Below are 11253 nucleotides of genomic sequence, written 5' to 3' on the forward strand. Positions count from 1 at the left end.
CGGCGCTTACTTCCTCTTCTTGCCGTCGAAGTGCGGGTTCTCCCAGATGACGGAGCCGCCCTGGCCGAGACCGACGCACATCGCGGTCAGGCCGTAGCGCACGTCGGGACGCTCGGCGAACTGCGCCGCGAGCTGGATCATCAGACGCACACCGGATGCCGCGAGCGGGTGTCCGAGTGCGATCGCGCCGCCCCACTGGTTGACGCGGGGGTCGTCGTCGGCGATCCCGAAATGGTCGAGCAGCGAGATGACCTGGATCGCGAAGGCCTCGTTGAGCTCGAACAGGCCGATATCGGCGATCGTGAGCCCGGCCTTCTTCAGCGCCTTCTCGGTCGAGGGGATCGGGCCGATGCCCATGATCTCGGGCTGGACGCCCGCGAACGCGAACGACACCATGCGCATCTTCGGTGCGAGACCGAACTCCTTCACCGCACCGCCACCGGCGAGCAGCGACATCGTCGCACCGTCGGTGAGAGGCGACGACGTGCCGGCGGTCACTCGACCGTGCGGTCGGAACGGCGTCTTGAGCGCGGCGAGGTCTTCCATCGTCGTCTGCGGGCGCCGGCCCTCATCCTCCGTGGCGAGTCCCCAGGCTCCGTCGGCGCTCTTGGTCGCGACGGAGACGAGATCGGGCTGGATCTTGCCGGCGTCGTACGCGGCCTGCACCCTGTGCTGGCTCAGCATGCCGAACCGGTCGGAGCGCTCTTTCGTCAGGTGCGGGAAGCGGTCGAAGATGCGCTCGGCCGTGACACCCATGTTCAGGGCGCCGGGGTCGACCATGCGCTCCGCGACGAACCGGGGGTTGGGATCGGCGTTGCCGCCGATCGGGTGGTGGCCCATGTGCTCGACGCCGCCCGCGAGGGCGAAGTCGTACATACCCACACCGATCGATGCGCCCATCGTCGTGACGCTGGTCATAGCCCCCGCGCACATGCGTTCCACGGCGAGGCCGGGAACCGTCTGCGGGAGCCCGGCGAGGATCGCCACCGAGCGGCCGAGGGTGAGGCCCTGGTCTCCCGTCTGGCTCGTCGCCGCGATGGCGACGTCGTCGATGCGATCAGCAGGGACGGCTGCGTTCCGCTCCATCAGGCCGATGGTCGCCTTCACGGCGAGGTCATCTGCGCGGGTGTTCCAGTACATGCCCTTTTCGCCGGCGCGCCCGAAGGGGGTGCGCACTCCATCGACGAAGAAGACGTCCGAGATCTCGGCCACTCTGCCTCCAAGTTTGTGCGGTGGCCTCAGTTTAGGGAGGGCCGGAAACCGGGAGGAATCGGTTGGGTCGAACCTACGAAGCGGGCGGCGGCGTCTCGTCGGGCGTTTGCGCTGCTTCTACAAAGGCGTCGGCGATCTTCTGTGCGGTCTGTGCAATCTGCCACGGGCGTGCACCGAGCGCCGCGAGGGCATCGCCGATGGCCTCGGGCGTCGTGCCCGGCACATCCCACGCCACGCGACGGAGGTAGTCGGGGGTCAGCAGGTTCTCGGTCGGCATCCCCAGTTCCTCTGCCGTCGCCTCGATCACGGGGCGTGCGGCCTTCAGCCGCGCATCGGCCTCGGGGTTGCGGTCCGACCACGCCCGAGGGGGTGGCAGCGCATCGCTGGGGACGCGTTCGCGCGGAAGCTCCTCGGTCGCGCGCCCGTCGACGAACGCCTGCCACCACCGGTCGAGCTGCGTGCGGCTCGCGCGACCCTGGAAGTCCTTGACTCCCGCGAGCGCCTGCTTGCTCTGCGGGTTCGCGAGGACAGCGGCGATCAACGAGCGATCGGGAACCAGGCGACCGGGGGAGACATCCTGATCCTGCGCGAAGGCCTCCCGTGCCTGCCAGAGCGATCGGGCGACGGCGAGGTTGCGGGCGCCGCGAACCTGGTGGAGCCCGCTCAGTCGGCGCCAGGGGTCTTCCCGCGGCGGCTTGGGGAGGCGCGTGAGCGTCGCGGCGAACTCCTCGGCCGCGTACTCGGTCTTGCCCTGCTCCTCGAGCTCGGCCTGGAGCGCCTCGTACACGTCGATCAGATGCAGCACATCGAGTGCCGCGTACTCGAGCCAGGCTGCGGGGAGTGGCCTCGTCGACCAGTCCGCGGCCGAGTGCTCTTTCTTGAGAGTGATGCCCAGGGTGTTCTCGACCACGGCGGCGAGACCGACGCGTTCGTGTCCGAGCAGACGCGAGGCGAGCTCGGTGTCGAAGATCGAGCGAGGAAGCAGATCGAGTTCGCGCAGCGACGGAAGGTCCTGGCTCGCGGCGTGGAAGATCCACTGCACGTCGCCGATCGCCTCCTGAAGCGGGCTGAAGTCGCCGAGCGGCGGCGGGTCGAAGAGGAAGACCCCCGCATCCCTGCGGAACACCTGCACGAGGTACGCGCGCTGCGAGTATCGGAATCCGGATGCCCGCTCGACGTCGACGGCGACAGGGCCTGTGCCTGCGGCCAGCGCGGCGCATGCCGCACGGAACTCCGAGACGTCGGAGATCACGGAGTATTCAGTCACGTGCTGCCTTTCGCGCGCCGATCACGGCGATGCCCTCGGAACCGGGCGGAAGACCCGCCAGCATTCCGACCAGTTCGACCCATGCTTCGACGTGGGGTGTGAAGGGGCCTTCGGGTGTCCAGGACGCCCTCAATTCTATCTGGGCGCCGTCGCCTTCGTCCGCGAGGCCGCCGAAGCCCTTCGAGAGCGTCTTGGTCGACGTGCCTGATGCGGAGTGATATCCGGCGCCTCGGGAGTCCAGCGCGTCGACCAGCCACGACCACGTGACGTCCGCGAGAAGCGGGTCGGTTCCGATCTCCGTCTCGAGCGGTGCCTGGGCGAAGATCACGATCCGCCATGCTCCGTCCCACGCGGAGGGCGTGTCCGGATCGTGCAGCAGCACGAACCGGCCGGTTCCGTAGGCGGACTCTCCCTCGTCGTCCGGACGGACGTCGGCAGCGAGCGCGAGGGCGTGCGGGGCGAGGCCTTGAGGGGTGGGGATCTCACGGATCGTGATGTCCGCTCGGAACGCGATATCACGCAGCTCGGCCACTGCGGCGTCGAAGATCGTCCCGGCATCGGGGTGTGCGGTCACGGCAACAGGCTAGAGTCAGGAAGCGATGAAGAGTCTCAGGCACGCCGTTGCGCTCCTTGTCCCTGCACTGCTCGCACTCGGGGCGGCGATGGCCCTGCTCGTGCTCAGCATCGCCAGACGCGTGGTGATCCCGGCGAAACGCCCCGCGGATGCCGAGATCCTCGCGGTGGACACGGGCGCCCAGACGATCGAACTCACCCGCACGCGCGACACCGAGCTGCCGGGCCGTTACGGGCTGTTCACGTCGGGCACCTACGGCTACGTCAAGCTGGGGGCGGTGCTGAGCGCCGACGCGACGACCGTGCGTCGAAAGCTGTTGACGCAGATCGAACCAGGGGCTCGGGTCGACCGCAATGCCGCGTTCAGCGGCTGGTACTACGCCGCCCCGAGCGAGCTGCACCTCCGGTGGGAGAACGTGCTCATCGGATCGCCCGCCGGACCGTGTCCGGCATGGTTCTTCCCGGCCGAGTCGTCGACCTGGGTCATCCAGGTGCACGGCCGAGGTGTCACACGCGCCGAATGCCTTCGTGCGGTGCCTGTGCTGCACGCGGCCGGTTTCCCGAACCTCGTCGTGTCGTACCGGAACGACGGTGAGGCGCCCCGCAGCCGCAGCGGAGCGTACGCCCTCGGAGCATCGGAATGGCGCGATGTCGACGCCGCCATCGCCTACGCGCTGCGCCACGGCGCTGATCGCGTGATCCTGATGGGCTGGTCGATGGGCGGCGCGGTAGCCCTGCAGACCGCCGTCTCCTCGGGCAACCGCGACCGGATCGCGGGCCTCATCCTCGAGTCACCCGTGGTCGACTGGCGCACGGTGCTGCGTTTCCAGGCGCGAGAGGCCGGCATGCGCGCTCCGCTGCCCGACCTCGCGATGACCGCTCTCTCGGTACCGCTCACGGCGCGGCTCAGCGGAGCGGAGGATGCGATCCCGTTCGATCGCCTCGACATGGTCGCTCGCGCCGAGGAGCTTGCGGTGCCGATCCTGATCCTGCACAGCGACGACGACGGATTCGTCCCCGCCGACGCCTCGCATGCGCTTCAGCAGGCCAGACCCGATCTCGTGACGATGCCCCGGTTCACGGTGGCACGCCACACCAAGCTGTGGAACTACGACCAGGACGGGTGGAGCGACGCGATCACCGGTTGGCTCCGCGCACAGGGGTTCAGCGCTTCTGCCTGACCTGATTCTTCGCCCGCATCAGCATTCCGGTCATGCCGCCGATCCGCAGCGGTGAGACAGCTCTCGTGAGTCCGATCGACTGCGGGTAGTCGTCGGGGATCGCCAGCACTTCGTCTGCTGTGAGGCCTGAGATGCCCTGCACGAGGATGCTCGCGAAACCACGGGTCGTCGGTGCCTCCGGCGGAGCCGTGGCGTGCATCGTGACGACTCCGTCGTTCACCTCGACGTAGATGTAGACGGGCGACTGGCACTCGGCCACGCGCTCGCACATCTCGGGATGGCTCGCGACCTCCTCGGAGACCTCGGGAAGCTCGTCCGAGTACTCCAGCAGGAGCAGCAGACGATCTGCCTCAGGGGTCTCGAGGAATCCGTCGCGGATCTCGGCCAGGGTGTCGGGAACTTCGCTGGTGCTCATCCCTGTCATTGTCACACGGTCAGAGGGAACCGGGCTCCGCGCCGGTCACGATCGGGACGCGCACGGCGCTGCCCCACTCGGTCCACGATCCGTCGTAGTTGCGCACGTTCTCGAACCCCAGCAGGTGCTTGAGCACGAACCAGGTGTGGCTGGAACGCTCGCCGATGCGGCAGTACGCGACGACGTCGTCGCCGTCGGCGAGTCCCGCGCCGTCGCGATAGATCGCGTCGAGCTCGGCACGTGACTTGAAGCCGCCGTCCTCGGCGACGGCCTTCGCCCACGGCACGCTCTGCGCGGTCGGGATGTGGCCGGCGCGCAGCGTGCCCTCTTCGGGGTAGGCCGGTGCCGTGGTGCGCTCCCCGCTGTACTCCTCGGGAGAGCGGACGTCGATCAGAGGGCTGCCGATGTGGGCGAGCACGTCGTCCTTGTAGGCGCGGATGACGGAGTCGTCGCGCTCCACGATCGGATACTCGGTCGGCACGGGCGTCGGTGCATCGCGGGTGATCTCGCGCCCCTCGGAGATCCAGCGGTCGCGGCCGCCGTCGAGCAGACGCACGTCCTCGTGGCCGAAGAGCGAGAAGACCCAGAGCGCGTAGGCGGCCCACCAGTTGTTCTTGTCGCCGTAGATGACCACCGTGTCGTCGCGCGAGATGCCCTTGCTGCTCAGCAGCTTCGCGAAGCCCTCGCCGTCGACGTAGTCGCGCACGACCGGGTCGTTGAGCTCGGTGTGCCAGTCGACCTTCACTGCTCCGGGGATGTGACCCGTCTCGTACAGGAGCACGTCCTCGTCGGACTCGACCACCACCAGACCCGGGTTCCCGAGCCGCTCCGCGAGCCAGTCGGTGGTGACGAGGCGGCCGGGCTCGGCGTACTCGGCGAACTTGGGCGAAGTGGTGTCGAACTCGATGGCCACAGGGATCTCCTCAGACGGTGAGCGGCGATGATGCAGGGCGTTGACGGCGTAATGTGGAGCCGATACTTCGACGATAGATCCACGCCGTGCGCCCTGCACCCGATTCGTAAGACTTCGACACAGGTGCGCCCCCGATACAGGACCGTGATGACCGACACGCCCAACCGCACGGGCATCGTGCACCTGACCGATCGCCAGCCGACCGTCACCGGTCCCGAGATGCTCGCGAGCCTCGTTCCGCCTCCGCAGTTCGACGGAGCAACTTTCGACAGTTATCGGGCGGACGAGGCGTATCCCTCGCAGGAGGAGGCGAAGGAGACCCTCATCCGCTTCGCAGGTCGCGGCGCTCCGGTCAAGCGCGGTGGCTTCTTCAGCCGTGCGAAGAAGGAGCCCGAGATCAAGCCGGGCGTCTATCTCGACGGCGGCTTCGGCGTCGGCAAGACGCACCTGCTCGCATCGATCTATCACGCGATGCCGGCGCGGAGGAAGTACTTCGGATCCTTCATCGAGTACACGGCTCTCGTGGGCGCACTCGGCTACAAGAACACCGTCGACCTTCTGAAAGGCGCGGATCTGCTCTGCATCGACGAGTTCGAACTCGACGATCCGGGCGACACGATGGTGATGACCCGTCTCATCGGGGAGCTCGTGCCGACCGGCACCAAGCTCGCCGCGACCTCGAACACGCCGCCCAACGCGCTCGGCGAGGGGCGCTTCGCGGCGCAGGACTTCCTGCGTGAGATCCATGCCATGTCCGACAGCTTCCAGACGATCCGCATCGACGGGGTCGACTTCCGGCAGCGCGCGCTCGACGGGCACGCCGTGGTCAGCGACGCGAGTGAGTACGAGAACGCCGTCGAGACGGGCGCTGCCGCGGGAACGGCATCCGACGACTCCTTCGGCGAGGTCATCCGCCACCTCGCGCGGGTTCACCCCTCGCGTTACCTGCGTGTCATCGCAGGCCTCGATCTCGTCGGCCTCCGGGACGTGCACGTCCTGACCGATCAGTCGGAGGCGCTGCGGTTCGTCGCCTTCGTCGACCGCGTCTACGACGCGCAGATCCCGATCGTCGCGACGGGTGTGAGCCTCGATCAGGTGTTCGCCGAGGAGATGCTCGGCGGGGGATACCGCAAGAAGTACCTGCGCGCTATCTCCAGACTCAATGCACTTACACACGCGGATCGCAGTGTCGCGTAACGCGATGTTCACACACAGAGCCGCTCTGTAACGTCAGCGCAACAAACCTCACGCATTCCGGAAATCGGGCCTCGTCACACTGAAGCTCTCAGTTTCCCGAATGTGAGGTTTGACTATGGATGCTCCAGGCAACATCTCCTGGGCGATCACCGCGACCGCCCTCGTACTGCTCATGACGCCCGGCGTCGCCTTCTTCTACGGCGGCCTCGTCAAGGCCAAGAGCGTCGTCAGCATGATGATGATGAGCTTCGGCTCGATCGGTCTCGTCGCAGTGCTCTGGATCCTCTTCGGATTCTCGATGAGCGCGGTCGACAGCCCTACCGCCTTCGCAGGCAACCCCTTCGCCGACTTCGGCCTCTCGAGCCTCGCGGCCGGTGAGGGCTCGAACGTCGCTCTCCTCGGTGTCGCCTACGGCGCCACCTTCGCGATCATCACGGTCGCCCTGATCTCGGGGGCGATCGCCGATCGCGCCAAGTTCGGCAGCTGGCTGATCTTCGCCGGTGTGTTCGCGACCGTCGGGTACTTCCCGGTCGCCGCATGGGTCTGGGGCGGCGGTTGGATCATGAACCTCGGCACCACGCTCTTCGGCGAGGACAGCGGAATCGGCGTGATCGACTACGCCGGTGGTACCGCGGTGCACATCAACGCGGGTGCTGCGGCTCTCGCTCTCGCGATCGTCCTCGGCAAGCGCATCGGCTTCCAGAAGGGCATCCTCAAGCCGCACAACGTGCCGCTGACCCTCCTCGGCGCGGCGCTCCTGTGGTTCGGCTGGTTCGGCTTCAACGCCGGTGCGGAGTGGCTCGCGGAGGACATGGGCGGCGTCGGACTCATCGGCCTGAACACCCTCGGCGCCACGGCGGCCGCGATCCTCGGCTGGATCCTGATCGAGCGCATCAAGGACGGCAAGGCCACCTCGGTGGGTGCCGCATCCGGTGCGGTCGCCGGTCTCGTCGCCATCACCCCGGCGTGTGCCAACCTCACGCCCGGCTGGTCGCTGCTGCTCGGTGCCGTCGCCGGTATCGTCTGCGCACTCGCCGTCGAGATGAAGTTCCGTCTCGGCTTCGACGACTCGCTCGACGTCGTCGGCATCCACCTCGTCGGTGGTCTCATCGGAACCCTCTACCTCGGCTTCTTCGCGACCGGCACCGGGCTGTTCGTCGGCGGTGACTTCCGTCAGCTCGCTGTCCAGGCGATCGCCGCACTCGGCGTACTGATCTACTCCTTCGTGGTGGCCTTCATCATCGGCTTCGCGATCGAGAAGACGATCGGCTTCCGCATCACGAGCGAAGACGAGATCGCCGGTGTCGACCAGGTCGTCCACGGCGAGGAGGGCTACGCGCTGGCCGACGCCTGAACTGCGGTTAGGGTGACCGTGTGAGCAACAGCAACGGCATCCTGGCACGACTCGCGGAGATCCTCTTCACAGCACTGGGATCTGACCGGGCGTCTCGGACGAAAACTCGTCCGAGACGCCCGGTCTCGCGTCTGCGCACCTCCGACGAGGTGCGCATCGGGGAATCGGCGGTCTCCTCGAGGCCTCGGCAGGGAACGGCGACAGTGCGCATCGACCCCGACCAGATCGACGACCTCCGCGTCGAGTATGCGCCCGACCGGGACGGCGCGCCCGACGCGGGCGAGATCATCTGGACCTGGGTACCGTACGAGGAGAACGACGGACGGGGCAAAGACCGGCCGGTGCTGGTGATCGGCAGGGAGTCCGACGATCGCGTCTACGCGGTGCGGATGACGAGCAAGGCCCACGATGGCGACCACGACTACCTGTCCATCGGCTCTGGCGCGTGGGACTCGCAGGGGCGCGAGTCATGGGTGGACATCGAGCAGCTCTACAGCGTGCACGAGACAGGACTCCGCCGTGAGGCCGCAGTGCTCGACCGGTCGCGCTACGGTCGGGTCGCCTCCGCGCTCACGCGCCGACACGGCTGGTCGAACGCCTGAGGGCCGAGGCGGCGCCAGGGCAACGGGGAGCGATCGTCGACGAAGATCCAGTCGAGGACGAGAAGGATCGGGAAGATCGTGTGCAGGGTCGCGCTCACCCAGAGCGGCGCGCTCCCCGTGCCGGGGACGAGGACGTTGTAGACGATCCCCACGATGATCATGCAGGCGACCGCCACCGCGCGCGCCGACGTGAGAGACGACGGCACCCCTTTCGCGCGCACCGAGGTCAGGCCCGTCACGATGAGGATGCCGGCTGTCAGCAGACTCGTCAGGTTCGTGAAGTAGCCGAAGTAGTCGACGAGGCTCGCACCCTGACGGGGTATCCCGATCACGTAGGTGTAGAGCAGGATGCCCGCCACAGACGTGCCGACGGCGAGCCTCAGAGCGGAGACGGTGCGCGGGGGCGGTGGCGTCGACGTCATCCGTCCAGCGTACGAGGGGGCGGTGGGCAATCCGTTTCGTCTCGGGCTGCGAACCGTCTGTGAGTCGCAGCACGCGACGACACCACAGGAGGAATCATGCGTTTCATCCCCACCAAGGTCCATGGAATTCTCGACTACATCGTCGGAGTGGCGCTGATCGCTGCCCCGTGGCTGTTCGGATTCGCGAGCATGGGCGGGCCGGCCGTGATCATCCCGATCGTGCTCGGTGTCGGACTCATCGTCTACAGCCTGTTCACGAAGTACGAATGGGGCCCCTTCGGCTTCATCCCGATGCCCGTCCACCTCGTCTTCGACATCGTCGCGAGCCTGTTCCTGGCACTGTCGCCCTGGATCTTCGGCTTCTCGACCGAGGCGCCGAACGTCTGGGTGCCGCACGTCGTCGTCGGCGTCGCCGTGATCGTCGTGGTGCTGTTCTCGCAGCCGCAGCCCGCGAAGGTCAAGGCCGCACGCGCCTGACCCCGCCGAACTCTGAAGCCCCGCACGGAACGTCGGCCCCGTGCGGGGCTTCAGTTCTGCAGTGCCATGCTCACCCAGCGTGCGTAGAGCTGCCAGGGGTCGGCCACGGTGCGGAGCCCGGCGATGTGGGACTCGAGCTGTGGGGTGAGGGTGAACCATTCGCCACCCTCGCGGATGTCGGCGAACTCCCGATGCCGCGCCTGCTCGACGTCACGCCCTCCCTGCTCGAACGCCAGCAGCTCTTCATGACGGATGCTCGCGAGTCGCTGGCGGGGCCGTCTGCTCGTGCCGATCTTCACCCGGCTGTCGTAGCGGATGTAGTACACGACCTCGATCACCGGGCGCGGGAGGTCGGGGTCGGGGGAGTCGCCGTATCGCCACCCGCACCACGCGCACATCAGAGCCGCCGCCACTCGCACCGCGTCGCGGTGACCGCAGAGTGCACAGGGGCTCGGCAGCGGGGTCGTCTTCACCGTCGGCACGCTACCGGCGGCCACGGACGTCAGACCTCTGTGCTGCGCCGCTTCCGCCGCGAGGCACCCGGTTCGAGCAGCTCGGCTAGCATGAGGCCGACCGCCCGAACTCACGAGGGGAAGCGTGTGAACGCCGAAGTCATCGCCGTCGCGTCCGCGCGTCTCGACACCATGCTGCGCACGGAGCCCGACCGACTCCGCAGGCGCAGCATCTCGCTCGGTGTGCCGCTGGCGGATGCTGAGGATGCCGCGCAGAATGCGGCCCTCCGCGCCTGGCGTTCTCTCGCAGCCCTCCGTTCGGCCGATGCCGGCCCGATGTGCGCGTGGCTGGACACGATCGTGAGGACCACCGCCATCGACATGAACCGTGCCCGCAAGGACGATCTCGGCGAGGTCCTGTGCGAGCGCCTCGCGTCGCAGCAGGACGTCGAAGCCGAGGCGGAGTTGCGCGATCGCCTCGAGGCGGCTTTCCGGGCGATCGATGCGCTCCCGGACGATCTGCGACGGCCCCTCCTCATGAGCGTCGTCGACGATCTCACGGCGCAGGAGATCGCAGAGCGACTCTCGATCTCGTCGGCCACGGCGCGTCAGCGCGTATCTCGCGCACGCCGGGCTCTGCGGGCCTGATCCGCGGTTCCGTCCCATCCGCGGTTCCGTCACATCCGCGGCTCTGTCACAACCGTCGCTCCTGAACGTCTTTCTCGATGGGCCGCTTTTCCGCGGTCTCGCACACGACGAAGGAGAACATCATGCCCACGACTCCGGTCACCTCGCTCGACCAGCTCAACCTCGCGTTCGCCGAGCGCTTCAACGCCCGCGACGTCGAGGGCCTGCTGGCCCTGAACCTGCCGAACGCGGTGTTCGCCCCGGCGCCGGGTCACCCCGTCGAGGGTGAGGCAGCGATCCGCGGCGCACTCGAGCAGTTCCTCGCGCTCGGGCTGCCCATCACGATGAGCGTCCGGCACGTGTTCGAGGCGGGGACGGTCGGACTCGCCATCGCCGATTGGACGCTCGAAGGCACAGGCCCCGACGGCTCGGAGGTCAAGCTCGGCGGCAGCACGGCCGACGTCGCCGTGCACGACGACGAGCACGGCTGGCGCTACGCGATCGACAACCCCTTCGGCACCGCCTGAGGCACGGTCCTGGGCGGCGCCCGCGCACACCGGG

At 67.8% G+C, this 11253-nt stretch carries 14 protein-coding genes; 7 read left to right on the forward strand and 7 right to left on the reverse strand.

Features of this window, described 5'->3' with window-relative positions:
* Positions 1-6: 6 nt before the first annotated feature.
* The 3 genes from ASF63_RS17880 to ASF63_RS17890 form a co-directional block, all read right to left on the reverse strand.
* Positions 7-1212 (reverse strand): thiolase family protein, encoded by a 1206-nt coding sequence (locus tag ASF63_RS17880; protein ID WP_056517232.1) that lies wholly within the window; start codon positions 1210-1212, stop codon positions 7-9.
* Between the two features lie 73 nt (positions 1213-1285).
* Positions 1286-2479 (reverse strand): ribonuclease D, encoded by a 1194-nt coding sequence (locus tag ASF63_RS17885; protein ID WP_056517235.1) that lies wholly within the window; start codon positions 2477-2479, stop codon positions 1286-1288.
* Positions 2472-3053: a DUF3000 domain-containing protein gene (locus ASF63_RS17890; protein WP_056307547.1), complete on the reverse strand. Its 582-nt coding sequence runs from the start codon at positions 3051-3053 to the stop codon at positions 2472-2474. The genes ASF63_RS17885 and ASF63_RS17890 overlap by 8 nt, the downstream gene beginning before the upstream one ends.
* A gap of 25 nt (positions 3054-3078) precedes the next feature.
* Here ASF63_RS17890 and ASF63_RS17895 point away from each other — a divergent pair, with 25 nt between their 5' ends.
* Entirely contained in the window at positions 3079-4233 is a 1155-nt protein-coding gene (locus tag ASF63_RS17895) for an alpha/beta hydrolase family protein (RefSeq protein ID WP_056517237.1), read from the forward strand.
* On the opposite strand, the gene ASF63_RS17900 is transcribed toward ASF63_RS17895, so the two are convergent.
* Both ASF63_RS17900 and ASF63_RS17905 read right to left on the reverse strand, forming a co-directional pair.
* Positions 4217-4648 (reverse strand): SufE family protein, encoded by a 432-nt coding sequence (locus tag ASF63_RS17900; RefSeq protein ID WP_200934042.1) that lies wholly within the window; start codon positions 4646-4648, stop codon positions 4217-4219. The two genes, ASF63_RS17895 and ASF63_RS17900, sit on opposite strands and share 17 nt — an antisense overlap.
* Positions 4649-4667: 19 nt before the next feature.
* Positions 4668-5561: a sulfurtransferase gene (locus ASF63_RS17905; protein WP_056517243.1), complete on the reverse strand. Its 894-nt coding sequence runs from the start codon at positions 5559-5561 to the stop codon at positions 4668-4670.
* Positions 5562-5708: 147 nt separating this feature from the next.
* On the opposite strand from ASF63_RS17905, the gene zapE reads away from it, so the two are divergent.
* The 3 genes from zapE to ASF63_RS17920 all read left to right on the forward strand — a co-directional run bounded on the left by zapE (position 5709) and on the right by ASF63_RS17920 (position 8714).
* Positions 5709-6758, forward strand: coding sequence for a cell division protein ZapE (zapE, locus tag ASF63_RS17910; protein ID WP_056517246.1), 1050 nt, complete (start codon positions 5709-5711; stop codon positions 6756-6758).
* A 115-nt stretch (positions 6759-6873) separates the two neighbouring features.
* The gene (locus ASF63_RS17915; protein WP_056517248.1) at positions 6874-8112 is read left to right on the forward strand and encodes an ammonium transporter; all 1239 of its coding nucleotides are present in this window, start codon (positions 6874-6876) and stop codon (positions 8110-8112) included.
* Positions 8113-8132: 20 nt separating this feature from the next.
* On the forward strand, positions 8133-8714 hold the full coding sequence (locus ASF63_RS17920; RefSeq protein WP_082478321.1) for a type II toxin-antitoxin system PemK/MazF family toxin: 582 nt from the start codon (positions 8133-8135) through the stop codon (positions 8712-8714).
* Here the strand turns inward: ASF63_RS17920 and ASF63_RS17925 are convergent.
* Complete coding sequence (locus ASF63_RS17925; RefSeq protein ID WP_056517252.1) at positions 8660-9136, reverse strand: Pr6Pr family membrane protein; 477 nt, start codon at positions 9134-9136, stop codon at positions 8660-8662. The two genes, ASF63_RS17920 and ASF63_RS17925, sit on opposite strands and share 55 nt — an antisense overlap.
* A 96-nt stretch (positions 9137-9232) precedes the next feature.
* On the opposite strand from ASF63_RS17925, the gene ASF63_RS17930 reads away from it, so the two are divergent.
* A complete protein-coding gene (locus ASF63_RS17930) occupies positions 9233-9613 on the forward strand; it encodes an SPW repeat domain-containing protein (protein ID WP_056517255.1) in 381 nt (126 codons plus the stop codon).
* A 50-nt stretch (positions 9614-9663) separates the two neighbouring features.
* Here the strand turns inward: ASF63_RS17930 and ASF63_RS17935 are convergent, their stop codons facing one another.
* On the reverse strand, positions 9664-10086 hold the full coding sequence (locus ASF63_RS17935; RefSeq protein ID WP_235560854.1) for a GIY-YIG nuclease family protein: 423 nt from the start codon (positions 10084-10086) through the stop codon (positions 9664-9666).
* 126 nt (positions 10087-10212) lie between these two features.
* Here ASF63_RS17935 and ASF63_RS17940 point away from each other — a divergent pair, with 126 nt between their 5' ends.
* Positions 10213-10713, forward strand: coding sequence for an RNA polymerase sigma factor (locus tag ASF63_RS17940; RefSeq protein WP_235560855.1), 501 nt, complete (start codon positions 10213-10215; stop codon positions 10711-10713).
* A gap of 122 nt (positions 10714-10835) precedes the next feature.
* On the forward strand, positions 10836-11219 hold the full coding sequence (locus ASF63_RS17945) for a YybH family protein (protein WP_056517260.1): 384 nt from the start codon (positions 10836-10838) through the stop codon (positions 11217-11219).
* Positions 11220-11253: the final 34 nt, after the last annotated feature.

Origin of the sequence: Microbacterium sp. Leaf320 (assembly GCF_001423485.1) — a bacterium.
Classification (GTDB): domain Bacteria; phylum Actinomycetota; class Actinomycetes; order Actinomycetales; family Microbacteriaceae; genus Microbacterium.